We start from the raw sequence: 19,731 nt of genomic DNA on the forward strand, positions 1-19,731 counted from the left end.
TCCTCTTGGCAGCGGCATCTTATAACGACCTCATCCTTTGACTTATTTCACGATGCACATCGTTTCGGCTTCTTTCTCTTGCTTGGTGAGCGCGTTCATCACTTCTTTGGGGTTCCAGAAGAATTCAATTTTCGCCCCCGTGCTGCGCACGCACATGGCATCCTGCTTCACCAATCTTAATATTTCTTCCACGCTGCCCAACCGGTTGGAGGGGGTGTTGCCCGGCAGGACATTCGTCCCATTCAGGGGAATGGAGTTTCCTTTCACTAATTCTCCCGTGAATTCCATTCCGGTCTTCCAGGCCACACGCGTGATCTGCGATTGCGATTCCTGGGGGGTGTAGAAGATGGATTTGAAGAATGTGTTTCCCGCGTGGATGGTGTTAGCGCACCATTCAAATCCGTAGGCGATGTTCTCCTGCGCCCCCGTGAGGGCACAATCCGCATTGATGGCGCTCATATCGAAGCGGGGGGAATAATGATCGAGCATCGCATTGTCAGCAAAATCCCGGCAGTTGGGCCCCACCCCATACCAGGGGTTGCCTTGCGCTCCGATGTAGGATTGGCTGGTGTCATTCCCCACTCCCACGGAATAGAACCCATATACGTCGCTCTGCACGGCGTCATTGGCGATACGCATCATCACCGGAGTAGCGAAGCTGGGGCTCCAGGTGAGTTGCAGCTGTTGTGTCCCCTCCTGGGTTAGGCTCAATACCGTTCCCCGCTCAATGCTGTTGAGGATGGGATATGCATTCACCGTTTTTGTTGTTAATGTCGTGACGGGGGTGGAGTCGGCAATATCGATAGTGTCCACGCTCTCCGCGAGATCCATGTTCACCTTGACTTTTTCCCCGGTGTAGTTGACCCCATACCCCACTCTTCCTTGACCATCATCCGTACCAATGAGTCCGTTGAAGGGCAAGTAATAGAAGGGACTAATTTCCTCCACGGTGCTGGTTTTCTCCACGAGCACATTAATCACCGCATCCACTTCCCCATTCGTGAAGAAGGGCATCCCCACCTCATCAAATCGGATATCTAAAGTCACATCATAAATTCCGGGCCCGGGGAGCAGGTATCCTTCCGGAGGAAGAACAGATCCTTCCCTCTGCACAATCCAATGATCCCGATTAGTGAAGAACCGACGCAACCCGGTTTGAGGATCCAAATAGTAGGTGGGAGCGTCGAAGAAGCTGACCGTGGTGGCATACCTATCGAAATCCTGGAAGAAGTCGGGAGAAAATCGATCCTGCATGAGGTGGGCACGGTAATTAACAAGTCCCAGCAAGGAGTCCTTGTCGAATCCCGGGGGATAGATGAGAGATTTTCCTTCGTCCTCACTAGCTTTGATGAACGCCCCCAAACGAAGAGTAGTGAATGGCTCGCACGCCACCAATCCAGAATTAGCGCCGATGAAGAATTCAGTGGTGATGCTATCGGAGGCGGGCTGAGAATTGAAGCAGTTCTCGCATTCTTCAGGGGTGAGGATGGCGGTGACGGTGTACGCCCCTTCACTCAAATTGGATACCACAAATCCCACACTCACCTGGCTCCCCCCGGTGGGGACGAAAACGCTTTGAGTGCGGACAATAGGATTTGTCGTCGCGCCGATGGCCTTGTATTCAATGCGAAGTTGCGCGTTGTTGGGCGCGGGGGCCTTATTCTGGATGCCCACCACGATATTCACATCCGCCCCCCCAATCTTGTCCACGGCAATGGAAGAAATTCCAATGTCCGCCGCCGGGATAATCTGGTTTTGGCTCCCGGACAGATCATCCTGCACCGGGCACGCGAAGGGGGCGTTCTGCGTGATGAATTGGCGCAGCGTTTGCACCTTCTGGAGAGTGGCGATGGAAAACTGCGTGGCATCGCAGTAGATGTGAGTGGCATCCCCTTGCTTGTCCACGCGTCCCGCGTCGCAGGCGTCATAGGGGATGTCAGTGAAGTTCCATTTGAAGGCCACTTTTGGAACCGCCAAGTCCCCTGTTTTCCCTGTCTTCTCGGAGAAGGTGTCACAGCTCAGGGCGATGGGGGGCACCGCCGTAGCAAACCGGCTTTCGGGGGGAATGGCATTGTATTGGAGGTGGAATTTGCTCTTGAATTCCGTTTCGTCCTGCGCTTTCAATGCGTCTTCGTCAGGCACCTTGTTCTTGTATTTCTCTCCCGAGGCGTATTCAAATCTTTCCCCGAAAACTAAAAGGGTGCGGAATATGGTTTGGTTGACGAATTGGGAGATGTTGGTGAACGTCAACGAATCGGCCTCCACTCGCCCTGGGGTTTCTTTCTCCAGGTTTATTTTGGGCACGAGAGCTACTCCACTTTTGGTAACCCGTATGTCCTTGTCCGCCACCTGCTCATTCGCCCCTTTCTCCCCCGCAATCATGCGCATCCCCTCTATTTCCACATCCTTTCCCAACACCGTAGTATTGAATTCCTTGTCTCCCGATCCAAAATAATCGATGAGGCTCACCGCAATCGTCACCACCCCAAAGGAGACCCAGGGGTTCTGCGTCCCCAATGACAATTTCCCGGTGATTTTCCCCAGCGCACTGCCGATGGCCGACTCCTGGATCTTTTCCCGGGTGGAGGGTCGCTGGTCGGGGTTAGACTGGAGGAGCAAAACCAACCCAGTGGAGGGCATGGTTTCGGGTCCCTTTGTCATCGCTTGAGCCCATAATTCCCGAGCCCGATCGTCGGCCTCGGAGAGATTTTCGTCGAATCCCTTCAATGCCTTATCAAAGTCTTCCAACGCCCTCCGGGCTTTCGAGACATCCTTGGCATGGATCGCGTTCTCCAAGGTGACGTGGTGGGTTCCAGCCTCCAGATCAAATAGTAATGCATTTTCGAAAAACGTTTTGTAATCAACGGACGTTGGGTTATTCGGATTGAATGTCTCGGGCACCCGATCGCGCACGACGGAGAGGCGATGATCCATATCAAGTAGGGTATGCTCCTGCTGTCCCCAAATATATTCATACGCGCTCATGTCCGCTTCGGATGGCGGAGAAGGAGAGGATGTAGTGTCGGATGGCGGTGGAGTAGGCGGCGCAGGGGTCTCAGTGGTGGCGGCGGCCGCGGGATCCTCGGGCACCTTGTCGCGCCCCATGTAATCCTTTCCATCCAACCAATTCGTTCCGGCTGTTCCCAGGAAGGCAATCACTCCCGCCGCTAGTCCTTTCTTGAGGCTGTCTAGGAATTTCTTCTCGATCACCACGCGCACTTTCACCTTTTGCTGCGTGCAATGGTTTTCCAGGCGGGCGGTGTCAAATCCATCATTGGGATTATTGGGGTCATCAAATACATCGAATTCATAGCGGTTCAATTGCAAACAGGCATTAGGGTCTCTAATGCGGGCGCGGATGGTCTTGGCGCGAATGGGAACCTTGTCCTCATTCCCCTCAAGATTAACGTAAATGGGATATTGTCCCGGGTCCAATTGGTTGTCATTCACCTCAATGGTCTTTTTGTCATCCCCTTGAAGGGTGAATTGCTTCAGCGTCACTTCCAAATCGGTCTGCAGCCCCACTTCCACGGGTGACCCGCATCCCTTGGTTTCGATGGTGAAGGAATCCTTTTCTCCGGGGCGTAAATCAAGGATTTCCTTATCGTATATGACGCAGTCCCGCAGGTTGACCACACTCAATGCCGCTACCACGGTGCTCGTGAGCAATTGGGGTTTCCCTTCCTGTGGGTTTTCTGCTTGGAGAACAATATCTACTTTCGCATTCCCCTTAACCCCTCCATACGGCGTGAAATCCAGCCGTGCGATGATACTTTCCTGGGGATTGATAGTGGGGAGGAAGGGAGAGAAATAACCCGTTCGTATTTTGGCCGCACCAATGGCAGTAGGATTATCCTGCTTGAACACACTCAGAACTATTTCCCCTAATTCATTCCCGCTCCAGTCCGCGCGCGCCGCCAATTGGCGTAAGGAAATGGGGTTGCCTCCAATGCTGCAATTGTTCTGAATGCGAAATTCATACGTCACCGTGTCGCCGTCACTGCTCGTCTCCCAATTCCGGGGCACCGCATTGAAGCAGGTGGGGTCATCCACCGGGGCACTAATCCCTATCCCATATCGTAGGGGCAGGTCGAACACCCATTCCGTGCCATAACTTTCCGCCCGCACCTCGAGGACCGCATCCAAATCCACGTGTTCCAATAGCTGGCGCGCCTCCGGGGTCAATACGCTTCGCAGGTTCACCGTTAACAGTCCATTGGCCGGGAGGACATTCCCCACATAAGGAAGCAAAGCGGATTCGATCTTCTCCTTATCCAAAAGTCCCTGCAAATTACCCTGTATTTTCATGCGGGTAATGCGAAGAGGCAAGCTCGTTTGGTTGGTGATGGTGAAGGGGGTCGTTTTTTCTATTTGCGTTTTGGCATTGATGGATATCCCCAGCTTCTCTGGATCAAAGGCCAGAATGGCTCCCGATATGGCCAATTCCTGGATGGCGGGATTGAACCCCGCTTTCTCCACCTTCAGGAAGATTTTCTTCCCGGGGGCCTGGGCGGGCAAAGTGATTCGTGCGTTCCCGGCCGCGTCCGTGAACGTTTTCCCTATCACAATACCCAAATTGTTTTCCAATGTCACTAATGCTCCTTCCACTTCATCCCCGGTGGCGGAATTCTCAGCATGCACATCTAAGGTAATGGGTATGTTGCTCGGGTAGAAAGAAGGTGTTACATCCACACGCAGATCCTTGTCCCCCGTGATGTTCACCTGGATGCTCCGGCTGAACACGGATGAGAAATCAGAAACCAATTCGAAAGTGATTAATGTGCTTCCTGCGAGGCGCGGGATGAATTGAATGGTGCCTCCCACCTTCTTCTGGGGGGTCAAATTTCCCACTCCCAAGGGAGCGCGGAACTGGTTATCGTTCACAGTCCCGCTCAACCGGGCATTATCCGCATTGAAAATATCATACGTCGTGAAATCAATCCCTTCATTGGATGCGCCGATGCGCAGGTTGGCATTCGTGTGGAATCCCGTACCATTGTTCAACAGGTTGAAGGTAAGATTGTATTCATTGAATATCTGGGCGTTGAATTGTTCCCCCGCGTCCTCGATGCGCTGATCCTCAAGATCCAGGATGGAGGCGTCGAAGCAGAATTCTTTATCACATAAAGTGGTAACCCCCACCTGGTAAGTAGCCGATTTGGTGGCGGCGTACAATTCTTCCACCGGATTGGCATCCGAAGGATCACGTAAGATATCTCCGTTCTCGGCGCGCACCTTATAGAACAGTTTGAGCGTCTCCTGTGGGGCCACATTATCGCGCACGCTCAGGGTGACTTCGAATTCATAAATCCCCGGTTGAGGATCCCGATGCACCGCATTCACCCATTTAGCTGCGTCGAAGGTGATGCTTTCCCCATCACTATTCAACCCATTCTGGGGATCCCACGAGCTCCCTTTTACGACGACGGTGCGGGGAAAAGCAATACGGGAAACATACCATTCGTCCTTCTCCACGATATCCTTCTCCCCCGTACGCACATGAATATCCATGGTATCCAAATCATCCTGCTCTTCGGGAATGCTGATTCGAAATCGGGCTTGATACTCCCTTCCTTTTCCCACGCCCGTCACAATCTTTCCGCTCGAGTCAAACAGCCCCACTAATTCCATTTGGATGGAACCCCGAGGTTGAAGGGGGGGCATCACGACCTCAAAGCGTTGTGTGGTCTCCGGAAGAATGGGCTTCTGGATCGTAGTAACCGTGGCATAGTCTGTTTTCTGCACCACTAAAAACACGTCTTTGTCCGCCTTGCTGCGCTGGCCGGAGCGAGGCAGGATATACATCCCATTCGTGTCTGTCAAATCCGCTCCCAGGAGCTGGTTCTTGAACGCATTGAATACGGTTACCTTGGCAAATGGAATGGGGTTCCCCCGATTGTCAACCACGCGGATGCTCACCGTGCCATCCGGAATTTCCATGATCATGGTTAATGTATGCGTGGCCGGATCGTCGATGGCGAAGAAGTGCTCTCCGCTCAGCGCGGTTAACCCCGCTTTGTACGCGAAAGCGGTGTAGTTTCCTGTCACCACGTTCTTGAATTTAGCAACCCCATTGGCATCCGATACAATTTGTTCATAGGGGGCCAGGAACCCGGTGTCCGCATTATACAATATGACCGCCGCGTCCGCCACGGGAACATCATCCTGATCCTTCAATTGGATTTGGAATACTGCTCCATTCATTCCATCAAATTTCTCGAGCCCCAGGACGAGGGTGCTGGTGGTGCTCCCCAGCACGCTCTGTTGGGCAGGGATATAATCTTCCTTGGAGGCGGATATGGTATAGGAGAGCGTTCGGTCCGGAATGGAGAGAACTGCTTCCCCCGACGCATTGGTTGTTGTCGTTTGAAGCACGGTGTTCCCCTGTTTGAGCTTTACGATGGCGTCCCGCAACACGGCTTGGCTCAGCTTGTCCTGCACGCGCACATTCAATGTGCCCGCGGCCTCTTTAGTAACCGTAATCGTGACGGAAGCGGTGTCCCCGCTTCCCACGGATACGGTTTGTTGCGCACTCGTGTATATCCCGCGTGGGTCCGACACGACCATAGTATACGTCCCGGCCGCGACCCCCAATGAGACGCTTCCCCCCGCGTCCGTCAATCCCGCTTTGACCTCTATTCCATCGCGCTGCGCACTCACGTACAAGTCAGCCGCCGCCGCCCCCAATTGGTCTTTTACCGTGACGAAAATAGTGGCATCCGTAGTCGTGCGGGGAGATAGAATGATGTTCTGCACCTCCTTGGTGACGCGGAAGGATTGGATGGTTTCATATCCTGTAACTTCCACCGTCACGATGAGTTCCCCGCAGTCCGCATTGGGCGTCACCGTGAAAACGCCTCCAATACCACTGATGGGAGAAGGAGGGGTTCCATACGAGGAAGAGCACGCGAATGTGAGCACGGCATCATTCAACACGGGTTGTCCCACGGTATTGACTAATTTGATGGTGCGGGAAAGAGATTGGCTTTGAAGAGGGGTGAGAGCGATGACTTGCGTCCGATTGTCTGAAGAAGGAGTGAAGCTGCTCCGCACGACTTCCCATTGAGTCGTGTCCACTTCATAGTCGATTCGAGTCCCCCCCGCCACATTAAGAACAATTTCTCCCAGGGTATCGCTCACCAATGTTTCTGTTCTCCCCTGGTATGTAAATTGCACCGGCACATTGGGCAGGGGCGCCGAATCTGGGTCAACCACTAAAAATGTCACGGCGACTTCCGGTCCGGCGAAAATCCCGGTGAAGGGAAGGAAGAGAAAAGCCACTCCCAGAAGGACAAGTAAGGATACGAGGGCGAAGCTGGGTATCTTGGTGTCGATGGGATCGATGATCTTGTACACCGGCACCCCATGCTTGTCCAGGAAGTCGAGCCCCGCGTACCATTTGTCTTCGAGTGCGAAATAGGTTTGTTTGATGACGTCGCCCATGCTCCCCGCTCCCCATTCCGGGATGGAAATATGCACTCAAAGAGCCTTTTCTGCGTATTTAAAGGTATGGCCGGAAGCGGCTTTGCACATAAACCTATCATTCCCAAAAAAGGAACCTCCAGCACGAAAGGGCCTTCGATTCGACATTTCAGCCTCTAATGTTTCCAGTCGTTTATTGCATAAGTTTATAATTTACTAAATCCCCGTCAGGGCATGGGTATTTTGAAAAGGAATGTTCGCCGGGTCGCACGACGAGAGGCACGTGGAAAAGAGACGAACGCACCGAAGCCAATTTGGCCGACAACAAAAATACAAAGGTTGATCGCTTGGCACACACGCTTGGACAATATGTGCGATGATTCGTTGTATGTGTTGGAGAAGTTCAAAGTCAGTATAGCACGAGTAGGGATGGAGTACACCTACGACAGAGAACACATTGAAGGACTCTGGGGAAAGGGCAAATACGTGGAAGGGAACAGGAAAATACCTATCGAATGGTCTACTGGATGGGTAGACGCAGATACCCCCTTTGGAAAAGCCCTTCGCGACACAAACAAGCTTGTAATGGGACTGAAACTACATCAAAACAAAAAAGGAACCCTAACCCCAGGGCAAGTCTTAGTAAACAAAGAACGGTTGGATAAACTTATCCAGCAAATTCGCCGCGTGAAGACGCTTAATGCCACGCAATTACGGGAGTGCCTGCCGCGACCCCCAATGAGACGCTTCCCCCTGCGTCCGTCAATCCCGCTTTGACTTCAATCCCATCGCGCTGCGCGCTCACGTACAAGTCAGCCGCCGCCGCCCCCAATTGGTCTTTTACCGTGACAAAAATAGTGGCATCCTCGGGGGTGCGGGGGGGACAGGATGATATTCTGCACCTCTTTGGTAACGCGGAAGGAACTGCAACAGTAATCCCAAAGTCCCCTGCCACAACCAATGTATGCTAAACCAAGAATAATTCAACAAGGAACCAATATTTATGAAGTATCCAATGCACGAAAAGGAGGCTTGCCGCTCATAAACGGGACTTTTTAGGAACCTTTTGGGGAAAAGCCGCTGGATGTAGGCAGTAAAATCTCATCTATGATTGCGTGACACCTGTTCTTGAATTGAATCAATATTCTCATTAATCTGTGCCGCACTATTTCGGCTTCCTGCCCTTTATTGGCTAATACTTCCGCCGAAAATGTCATATCGCGGATATTCATATCTACTTTCCCAATCTCAATCAATGTGTTTGCAGCCAATCGACCTATTCGCTTCTGGCTTTTTAGATCCATATTTTTTATTATAATTTTGTATTCAGGATTGGCGAGTAGATGAAGAAATGAATGGAAATCCGGTTTGAAGAATGTGTGGATGAAATACTTATTTTGTGCCTTGACTTCGTCTCTACGTGGGAGGCCCTCATATCGTTTCAATGTATGATAATGATCTTCCAGATGAAGCTTTCGTTTTTTAGGCACTTGGAATGATTTGAGACGGTGCCGTAATTTTGGGGAAATGCCTCCTGGCAGCGCTCGTCTCTTTTTACCTTGAAAATGGGTTCTCGACTGACTAGGCATATAAAAATGCGATTATTTTCATTATATATAAAACAAATGGAAAGCCCACCGCCGTAATAGGATGGCAGTGGTGGAATAACCGGCTGTGTCCTTAAATTAGACCTTTTTTAGGCCTGCCTCTACGAAGTAGGCTTGGTTCCATAAAGGGTCTTCGATACCCCCCTCGAAATACTGATGGATGAGGCAGGTTATGAGAAAAATCTAATTTCCTGAATGCACACATCACCGCAAGTAATATCTCCTTCATAAATAATGACTCCAATAGCAGTCAATAAAACAATAATTCCAATTCCAACCAAAAATAGTAATAAAACTCTTCGAGTACTGGACTTTTCTTTTATGATATTTTGTATAGTAGGTTGTACCATAAAGAAAACGGTCAGTATGATTGTGAGGATAGTGTCGATGTACATTCGATTGGTAATAAGTAATAGTCCATTTCTTGATGAAACATGCCATGTTCCTAACCATGGAAGAAGTTGTCGAACAAACAGTACAAAAAAATTTGGTTCGAAAAATAAATATGCGAGTAAAAGTATTGGGGGAATAAAAGGTATGACAGACCATGCCAATTTTTTCATCATGAACCCTTAATCCTTCCGTGCGATTTCCAGCGAAAGCGCTTTACAGAATTTAAACTGAGTGGTTTACCGGGTTCTGTTGAAAATCTTTAATCCCCTTAAAAACCTGAATTTATAGAGCCAGACCTACTTTGTGGAATGAAACCTAATTTACGGACAAAGACGGAGTAACCCACTACCTTAATTCGACTCATTATTTAAATCTAACAAAATTTCCCTCACACCCCTAATCCCGCCAGAGGGAGGATGCGGCGCAGGGTTTCCATATCAGGGAATGCGTGCCAGAGCGCCCACACGAGCAGGCCGAATGCTAACACATACACTACATCATACCCGGCCGCGATGGCATAGTTGGGCAGCCGGACCTGACCATTTTCATAGATGTCTTCCAGGGCAAACCCTCCCAAAGTTTTTCCAAATAGGATGGCGGCCACAAGAGAAACGCCCAACAGGTTGCCCGAGATGGGAAAAACACTCACTAAAGGAGAGAGGAGCATCCCCAATAGGAAGAGGAACAACCACCCCATGATTCCAAAGAACAGGGTTCCCAGCCCCGCGCTCACCAAAATAAGTCCCAAAATCGCCAGCAGGGTGGGAGGGTCAAGGGAATAGGTAACCACTTGCGTCCCCAAAAAAACTCCCATCGTCCAGGCGAGGAAGAGGATGAGGAGGGCATGGTAGGTCATACGCGCAATAATTCTGGGAGAGTTATCAGGTGGCCGTGCACTGGAGGGCCGCGGGCACCACGTCTTCGGAGGCAAGATCCCAGATCACCGTGAACACATCCTTGGAGATGTCTCCGCAGGCTTGTCCGGTTTGGATGCGGGCGAGAATATCTTGCAACGATTGGGGCGCTGCGGCCGGGCCGCGAAGATCCATAAATTGGACCTGGGTGCTGGGGCTGGCAGGAGGCAATCCCACGGTGTTTGAAATAGTCTTCACATCCGCCGTCCCGGTGGTGCAGGCGGGGAGCAACCGATAATTTTTCTCCGGTGGAATAAAGGCCATCCCCGTGTACACATATTCGTTCCCCGCCAGATCCCCGACTAATGAAAAGTCGCCCGGTCGCCCGGTGTTGCAGGTGGGACCCGTGGTCGATGATACGGGTATTCCATTCGGGTTGGCGCAATCAATCCACCGGATGCTTGCTCCATTGATGGCCACTCCCGGGGGAATAGCGGCTTGCCCGGATTCCACAATGGTATATTGCAACGCAGGCTGGGAGGCGGGGCTGTCCATCCGCAGACGAATGGGGGCAGGAGTAGAAGGAGCATACTGGAAGCTATACCCCCCACCCCTCCCTTCCAGTCGGAAGAACGTGGGCACACCCTGCGCGGCCACGAGATCCCCGATGGCTGAAATAGTCTCATAGGTTTGGAGCGTGAGCAAGGGCACTCCCGTCGAAGGAATGCTGCTCGTGAACCCCACACTATCGTCCCGATAGGGCATTCCCGCGCTCACGGCGGGCAGGCTTAACCCAACCCCATAGCCGCTGCGTACCCTCCCAACGCCCGTTTTCCCATTGAAGGGAATGCGGAAGAAGGGGTTGTCCGCGTAGGCGGTGTTTCCGCTGTTTAGTTGCGTGTCAATTTCCCCCAGAGAAAGATAGGATACCGCATCTCGTTTAATTCGCACGGCCAGGGATTTCACGCCATCCGAATCATTTTCCCATGTGGCCACGAAGCTAGCGGGATACAACCCTGCCTCCGGGACAGGAGGGGAAATAAGCATGCGTTGAATAATATCCAAATTGGTTAGCATTTGGTTGTTGAAGGCCGCCGGGTAGTCATACCCTTCCCCGCTCACGAACGCCAAATCCGAGAGGAGGAACTGGGAGAAAGCATCCTGCATCATGTACACGTTCATATCCACGAACCTCCCGCGCAAAGAATCGATGTCCGCGTACGCCGTGTCCTGGAATGTCAATCCCCCTTTCTGTCGCGCATGGGACAGCACATACCCTAAGCGGGCAGCATCCCAAGCCTCTGCTTCCGTGTCCGTGGGAACGAGCATCCCCACTTGCACGGATTCGACGGCATCATAGATGGCCCGATATACTCCGGGGGTGAACTGATGACTGTCCCCGGGTTGAGTGAGGGAGGCGAGTGCCCAGCAGTCTGTCCCGCAGAGGGTTGGATTTATTTTGTTGGACTCATCGAAGAAATGCCTGAATTCGGAGAACAGCCATACGTATTTCTTCTCCCCATTTGGGAAAGTCACTTCATCGGCCCCCATTCCTTTGATTCCAGTCGCGACAAGCCTGCTCACCTTATCCGCGTCCAGCACGATCACCAATTGCTCCGCCAATTTATTCCCAGCCGCGTTGTTCTGTATTTCCTCGAACTTCTGTTTGACGAACGCCACGTAAGAAGTGTAATCGGCCGGCACTTCATTCAAATTGGGGGCGTTGCTCAGGGCGGTAAACACATTGTCAATGAGCAATTTGGCAGATTGGGAGGACGTGGTTTCTTTAACCACCCCATCCCCAGCCGAATTAACGAAGAAGGAGCGCGTGGGCTTCCCAGTCGTCTGGTCATCCGTGACGGTAATTTGATCATGAATAGCAAGCACGAAATTCTGGCTCGTGTAATCCTTATCAGCATCGCTGAACAATCCCGAGGCCTGGTTGGCTTTCACGAAGGTATCGAATTCCTTCAGACGTTTGGAGGTGAATATCATGAATTGCGTGGCATCGCAAAAGTATTGCGTGCAGTCCGGACTCCCCTCATAGGTCCAATCCCACGTGAGCCGGTCGAACCCATACTTGGAAACGAATCCGGGACCTTTCTCATAACCTGTTTCCGTGCAGGCCTGGGGGGTGAATATGGCCGTACTTGGTTTTCCCACGGGTTTGATGACAATGCGCACGGGCAGGGACACTTTCTGCGTTCCCGGGTTGGCAATGGTTCGCGTGACCTCCAAAGTTAGAATACCCTCGATGACCGCTTCCTGCGTCAGGTTAAGTGGACGATTGATCTGGACCTGGAGGTCGTGTTTTCCGGACACCGAAAAGATGGCTTGCACGCTCGGGTTTTGCCGGCTCGTGAGGATAGTAGGGGTGACACTCCGGATGTAATCCACTTGTCCGCAGAATTCTTTTCCGTCAATGATCCCGGTCTTCAGCACTGCATTGGGGGCTTTCGTGGTATGGGTGAGGATGGTCTGCCCCTGGAATTCCGCGTCCCCAAATTCGAGGGCGGCCGCCCCCGTGTCGGTGCCAATGGCACGAAAACGTAATGCGTCCTCATTGACGCATTCTGAATAGTTGGTGATGCTTTCACTTCCCCCCTGCAGCAAGGGGTTGATAGCTGAGGCCAGGTTGAAGAGGTTTTCGAATATCACGGGGAAGGGTTTCTGCTGCGGCCCCCCATATGGGTCCAAGTATTTCACCGAGATGGTGCCATAGGATTCGACCCGGTAATAATTAAGTTCCGCGAAGAATTTGAGGTCCAGCACCTGCTTGGGAAAGCTCCCTCCCTGGTCGAAGGGGGAGAGTTGATGTTGATACGTAGTGAGGTCGGGGAATATCTGGAACTCCAATACCTGCACGGTGTCGCGTCCGTCTCCTTGCGTGGAGATGCCTATGATTTGGATGTCCTGCACCAGGGAATTGGGTTGTTGGCTCACTCCTTGCTTGGGGTCCAATGTGGTATTTCCTTTGGCATCCTTGAGGGAAGCAATGGTCACCGTGTCCGCGCTGGGCACCAATCGTACACCCTCGTCGTAGCAATTGTTGTACACCTTTCCCTTCACCGGCTTCTGGATGAAATCATTAAAACGGTATTTGGTGGTGTTCAGGGAGATGCAATCCTGGTTGACCTCCGTGGGGGATCTCACGAGGACGCTTATGAACGCCACTTCCGTGGAAGGATCCGTACTCCCTTGCGCGCGGGCATTTACGTTCACCCCATATTTGCCTATGCGGTAACCGGGTTGCACGAACACCCGCTGCGTTTGCGTGGGTTTCAGTGAAAAGGTTCCCTGCGAGGACTGGAGATTGGGATCCACATCCAATACTATTTGTACTTCGGATTGGCACGCATTCTCTATGCGAAATTCGGTTCCCGCGCACCCGAATTGTCCTCCGGCCCCCGGGGCATAATTGTATCGGTCGAAATTGGGGTTGGCAAACGGCCCTTGAGCCCCGGCGAAGTAGTTGGCGGATTGCGGCGTGAACTGGGCCGAATAGGGACCCATGTTCCCAAACCCATCCACCCCTCCCGGTCCATACGCCCCAGGGTAGGTTCCCGTGAAGAATGGACTCCCATACGTGATATTAGAGGGAATGGCACTGGTTCCACTGGGATTAGATGTCTGGTTGAGCGTCTGGAACCCGGGGTTGAAATAGGGTACGCCCGTGGGTCGGTAGACTTGATTGTAATAATTGCTCATCTGACTAAAACCAGTGTTGAGGGCGCAGGTTTCTATTTCAAGGATGGGAGGAGCGTTGACCCGCACGCATTGCGTCAAATCATTGACGACGAGGTTCATGGTCACCGTCTTTTCCAGGTGATCCGGAAACCCGGTTCCCGTGAGGTTGGTGGCGCGGAATACGATTTGGGGTTGCGCAACTCCTGAAAGGATGTCTCCCGGGGCGAATGTAATGGTCACAATGGCCTCCCCATTGGCGGGGATGGCATCCAAAACGGTTTCATAAGCGGCCCCCAGGGTTTTGGTTTCCTGAGTCGTGGCACCGGTGAACGTCCCCAGGGAGTTCCCCGCGAGCTGTTTTACTTTCACCGCGAGGTCCGTGAGACGCACGGGAACCCCTTTCACCGTGCACGTGTTCTTGATCTCAAAGGCCTGCTGTTTCCTTTCCTTGGTTCCCACGAACGCATCCCAGGTCACGGGCTGTACGAGCAAACAATCCTCCACATCCACTTCCCCCCCGAATCCCAACTTGAGAGTGAGGGGAAGGGCATTGGTGAAGACTTTTCCCGAGGCTTCGTTTTCCACGATCACGAGGAGACTCCCTTTGAATGTTTTGGCGGCCAATAATTTCCTTCCTTTATCGGTGAGGTCGAGCGTGAATTGGATATTGGCATCCCCATTCACCGGCAATGTTTCCCCGATGACTTCATGGGTGATGAGGTCGAACCGCACGAGTTCCTCAAAATCCCCCGAGAGTTTGACATCTCGTATCACGAGGGGAATGCTGGCCAAATTCAGGGCGCGCACCTCTTTGGCCTTGCGCCCCGTGCCATTGATGATAAGCGTTTCATTCAATTGGGCCGGCTGGAACAGGAGGATGTCGGCTCCCACGGTGATGGATATGGTCACTGGCTTATACCCAGGTTTGGAAAGGGTAATGTCCAATTTGTCATTGACATTGGGTTCATTCAGTTCGAATGGAAAAATCCCCTCCCCATCCGTGAACCCGCTCGCGTGGAGCACGCTATTCTTCAGCACCTGCACATTCACATTTTCCAATGGAATAGCGGTTTCCCCCAGGGGTTTAGTTACGCGCACCAGGATTTGGTTGGATAGCAAAGGCAGTATGGCCTTGGGCACGATTTCCACTGTGAATACTTCGGCCGCGTCCACCCGGATAACCACATCCCTCGAAAACAATTCCTTTTTGTTGCTGACCATCTTGAGCGAGACGATGGATGTTCCTTCCTTGCTCGCGTCCACGTTCACGAATCCGAATACGACATTGTTTTGTTGGATGATGCCCACAGGTATCTCCGCTTTGTTCCCAGCTACGTTTCCCGTGCGCTTGGCCCCCACCGCATTAGTCACCTCGAATGCTCCTAAAGAGGCGCTCCCCGAGCTGGATTGGATCACCAAAGACGTGTCTTGCAACACTGCCTCCGAGGTACTATGAATGGTGAATAACATTTTGTGTCGTGTCCCAATATCCAATGTGGTGTCCCCCAGAAGAGGGGTTTGCAACCCATTGGCAATATCCTCCATCACGAGGGCGGCGCAGAATTCCTGGCTGCACACGCTCGCGCTCGCTCCCACACTGTAGGAAGCCAAATTAGTATTGGCATACAACCCCTGCTTCTGTTGGGTGGATTCGGCTCCCGCCAATACCGCGTCCACTGGAAATCGTACGAATGATCCCGTTTTCCCCCACCCGCGGTAAAACAATGGCAAATCCGTCCCTTGGGCCACGCTGTCCTTCACCCGCACATCCACTTCCACGATAGTAATGCCTTCCCGCGGGTTCTCGAAAACGATGTTGCCCCATTTCGCCTCTCCCGAGGTGAGGTGCTGGGCATCAATCCCCAATCCGGTGGGCGGGGTATATGTGGTGCCCCGTTGGATGTTAGTGGTGGGGGCACGGATATTAACCAGGGTCCAGGCATCATTCTCCATAGGATTCGTCTGCCCATCTACGGCGTTCCCTGTGCGCACGTGCATCCCCGTCTCATTGAAAATAGCATTGCGCGGGATGAAGAGGCCGAGTTGAATGGTATACGTTTGCCCCGGCGCCAATCCCGCGTCCGCGAGAAGAGGTTGGGTATTCACCCAGGTGCCGAGCACCCGCACTTCGAGGCGCTGGATATCCTTTACCAATTGCGCCGCCACCATTTGGGTTATTCCTTTCTTGAGGGCAATGGGTAGGGTTGTATAGGGAAGATGCTCCCCCTCCGTGATCACGAAATACACCTGCTTGTCGGCCCGTAATGTCACTTCTTTAGTCCCATCCACGTCGAGGGAAATCTCATTCCCCTCATTCTGGTGGGTGCGCGCATCAATAGGTTGGAGTCGGGCGCCCGCGAGGGGTTGTCCATCGAAACCAGTGACTTTAACAAGGATATTTCCCGTCCCAATCGTGAGGCGGATGGTGCTCTCGACATTCTCCCGGGCCCGCACCTCGAATACGTCCGATCGTATCTGGTCGGAAAACCCGGGTTTGTAGGCGCTCGCGAAATAACTTCCTTCTTCTAATGAGAGGAATAACACCGTGCCCCCTGCTCCCGTGGTCTTACTACTTCCAACCGTCGCTCCATTCCCTGATCGTTTCAATGAAACAATGGCGTTCTCCACGGGCTTCCCCAATTCGTCCACGACTCGAATAGTAACCCCTTGGGAATTCTGCAAGGTGGCTTTCGCCACCCCTATCTGGGTGTAGCCGGCCTCCGACACGGTGACTGGAACATTGGTCTTGAGATACGCCGGATGATCGATTCCCACTGAAAGATTTTGGGTGGTTGACACCGCGAAGGTTACTTGTCCTCCCTCATTGGTCTGCTTCTGCGTCACTACTTGATTAGCCCGGCTCAGGATGACGATGGCTCCCGACACCGGGCTTAATGTTGATTCATCCACTATTTGGAGGCGCACATCCCCAATGGTTTTGGGCTTCATGGTTAAGGTGATGGTGGCCGGGGCGTTTCCCATAACTTGCGTGGGAGCGCTTTCTATGGGCGCGTACAGATCGTCATACGCCCCCACCACATACGTGTCTTCTACCAGCCCCCTGAATTCAGCAAACCCCGTGGGATCGGTGAATTGGGTGTAGAGGACATCCCCAAAGGGATTGAGAATATTGATCGTGGCGCCCGCAATAGGTTGCGTCTGTTCATTGATGACGGTGACGCGAATAATCCCATTTCCTTGCACGGGGGGCACCACGTATACGGCAGGCTGGTTGCTTTCGAGATCAATGATCCCTGACTCTAATCGCACCCTATCGTCCAAAGATATAGCGGTGAGCGTGCCGCAGGATCCGGGCACGGATAATGAAATGAGGCCCGTGTTACTCGTTCGGGTCTCCGAGTAAGTGGCGTCCCCGGAGCAGGCGAATTGCAGGGTCACAGATTCCAAATAGGATTCACTGGAGTTGGCGCGATATACCTGGAGGGCAATGGAAGTAATTACATTGGTCGGACTCCCAATGAGGCTGATACGAGGAGTGCTGCTGCTAACGATAAGCGTGCGCTCTTGAAATGTATGGGTGTCCGAAGTGGCTCGAACAGTAATCGTTTGTCCCCCCGCCAACCCCGAAAATGAAGCGTTCCCCGTCGCGTCCGTGAGGAGGGTGCGCGAAACATTATCCCCCTGGATCTGGATGGAAACATTGGCCAACGGATTTTGGGTGTCGTCCTGCGCCAACACGTTGAGAGTGTTTCCCACGAGAATACTCCCACCCCCCAGAGCGGTGAACAACCCCACCAGCACCAAAAATGTCACCAATACCGCAAGAGGAAACGTAGGGATGTTCTGGGCCTCAATCTTATCTATTATACTATACACCGGCAACCCATGCTTATCCATCCAGTCGAGCAACGCGTAATATTTGTCCTCCCCCGCCGTGTATAGCCCCTTCAGCCCCATGCTCCAGGAATCCGTTTACCCCTTTTTATATGTTGGGGGATTCCCGGCCGGAAACACCCATTCCGTGGCTAATTAGGGAAATCCTTTACTCGCACGCGCTCACATCAATGGTGCATTCCTGCGCACTGTTGGCGGGATAGCATCGGAGATCCCCTCCCGTGAAGGGCGTTCCTTGCGTTTGTCCATACACCACGCACTGGTTGACCCCATCCCCATATTGGGTGAACAGGGGCACGTTGTTCACGTAGTCGCAGGGATCAGATGGGTCCAGGGAGTTGTTTCCACAAACAACGGGGGGCGGATGATACGTGTCGGGCAAAGCGCACGCGGTCTCCGGGCAGGCGCCCGCACTCACGATATCGCCCGTGACGAATAGTCCCGCGTAATCGCGGATGGTGGTCAGGCAATAACTCGTGCACCGTTCGACTTGCGCATTGGCCGCAAATGAATCGAGGATGCGCACCTCATACCGCAGGGGGGATCGGTGATCCACTACCGCGTACTGCGTGTTCGTATCCTCGAAGCGGAGGGTCACATTGATGGTTGAGAGTTTGGTGCAGTGCGCCTCCACTCCAAAGCTGGGGGCGTTTTCCAATCCCTCAAATGTAATCGTTTTACTGGGCACCCCCACGGGTTGACTCACAACAGTAATGTTGTTGGTGAGCAATCGAAAGTCAGGCGTTTGTGCGAGTTGGGTGAGGTTTATCTGCACTTGGTTCCCGATGATTCCTCGCGTGAGGGTGGAGAGTGCGGCCGCGCGCGATGGACCCACGGCGGGATCATAATGCGTGATGTTGGCATTGATAGATTGGCATAGGTTAAGCGATGCCGCGGGGGCATCGCAGGTTAATGGAACATTCTGGGGATAATAATCCTCGAATAGCGTCAATCCCGATTGCTCGGCCGGGCAGAGGTTTCCACCCTGCGCCCCCGGTGGGGGTTGCGCCCCGGGGCCTATCTGCGCGAGTCCGGGAGTAAACGGTTGGCTACGGTATCCGCACGCCCCCGAATCACACATTCCAACTCCCAAATTATTCAGTTGCGCATGAAACTGGGGGGATAACAATCCCCCGCCCCCCACCAATTGTCCTTGGGCCAATTCATGCGAATATTTGAGCGCGCGAAAAATGCGCAAGGGCACATAGATGCGGAATTGCCCGCGAGGGATTACCGGAGACACGATAACTCGTCCCGATGAGGGATCCCTCACGTGGATGGCGGGCAATTTCTCGTATTCGTCATCCGATATCAATGAAAAATCCAGGTTCACATAGAATGTTCCCACGCATTCCACGGGGGGTGTGGTTTCATCACATTGGATGACTTGCAAGTAGTCCTTTTGTGCCCCGGCGGTCTGGTTCAGCACGCTTTCGATGGCCTGCTTGATCTCGGGTTCTTGTCCCCCTTGAATGGTAAGCGTGTAACCCCCGATGCTCCTTTCTTTGGTGAGAATGATTTGATATAAATTGGCGGCAATTCGCCCGGCGATGATACTCCCATTGTTCCCTCCGAAATAGAAGGTGGAGAAATGCCCGATAACGTCCTTCCATTGTTGGGATTGGGCGCTGTACAAATAGGGGTTGTCCGGGGTCTGGGTGTATTCCTCAATAGCATTGCGGATGCCATAATTAACCACCTGCAATGCGTCCGCGCGCGTCAGATCCGCGAGGGTTTGCATCCGGCTCTGCGCTTCGATCTCCAACACCACTTCATTACTTGTGCGTTCCGCATTAATCATCGTATTAATGAGCAATCCCGCAAGGAGAATGAGGATGGCCGCCAGGAGCGCGGTGAAGAGGGTGAATCCCCTTTGGTTGCTAACTCGATTTGGTTTCATGGTATCCCCAACC

The 19,731-nt window shown here is 52.7% G+C and carries 6 protein-coding genes; 1 reads left to right on the forward strand and 5 read right to left on the reverse strand.

Going from position 1 to position 19,731, the window contains the following annotated elements:
- Nucleotides 1–42 precede the first annotated feature (42 nt).
- Nucleotides 43–7,479, reverse strand: coding sequence for a carboxypeptidase-like regulatory domain-containing protein (locus Q8P05_03705; GenBank protein ID MDP2666579.1), 7,437 nt, complete (start codon nucleotides 7,477–7,479; stop codon nucleotides 43–45).
- Between the two features lie 177 nt (nucleotides 7,480–7,656).
- Between Q8P05_03705 and Q8P05_03710 the strand changes: the two genes are divergently transcribed.
- Entirely contained in the window at nucleotides 7,657–8,199 is a 543-nt protein-coding gene (locus tag Q8P05_03710; protein ID MDP2666580.1) for a hypothetical protein, read from the forward strand.
- A gap of 278 nt (nucleotides 8,200–8,477) precedes the next feature.
- Here the strand turns inward: Q8P05_03710 and Q8P05_03715 are convergent, their stop codons facing one another.
- From Q8P05_03715 to Q8P05_03730, 4 genes are all read right to left on the reverse strand, one after another.
- The gene (locus Q8P05_03715; GenBank protein ID MDP2666581.1) at nucleotides 8,478–8,912 is read right to left on the reverse strand and encodes a hypothetical protein; all 435 of its coding nucleotides are present in this window, start codon (nucleotides 8,910–8,912) and stop codon (nucleotides 8,478–8,480) included.
- 898 nt (nucleotides 8,913–9,810) lie between these two features.
- The gene (locus Q8P05_03720) at nucleotides 9,811–10,278 is read right to left on the reverse strand and encodes a hypothetical protein (GenBank protein MDP2666582.1); all 468 of its coding nucleotides are present in this window, start codon (nucleotides 10,276–10,278) and stop codon (nucleotides 9,811–9,813) included.
- Between the two features lie 25 nt (nucleotides 10,279–10,303).
- Nucleotides 10,304–17,881 carry a carboxypeptidase-like regulatory domain-containing protein gene (locus Q8P05_03725; GenBank protein MDP2666583.1) on the reverse strand — a complete coding sequence of 2,526 codons (7,578 nt, stop codon included), beginning with the start codon at nucleotides 17,879–17,881 and terminating at the stop codon, nucleotides 10,304–10,306.
- An 85-nt stretch (nucleotides 17,882–17,966) separates the two neighbouring features.
- On the reverse strand, nucleotides 17,967–19,718 hold the full coding sequence (locus Q8P05_03730; protein MDP2666584.1) for a hypothetical protein: 1,752 nt from the start codon (nucleotides 19,716–19,718) through the stop codon (nucleotides 17,967–17,969).
- Nucleotides 19,719–19,731 lie beyond the last annotated feature (13 nt).

The sequence above is a fragment of the Candidatus Diapherotrites archaeon genome, assembly GCA_030688545.1.
GTDB lineage: Archaea > Iainarchaeota > Iainarchaeia > Iainarchaeales > VGJJ01 > VGJJ01.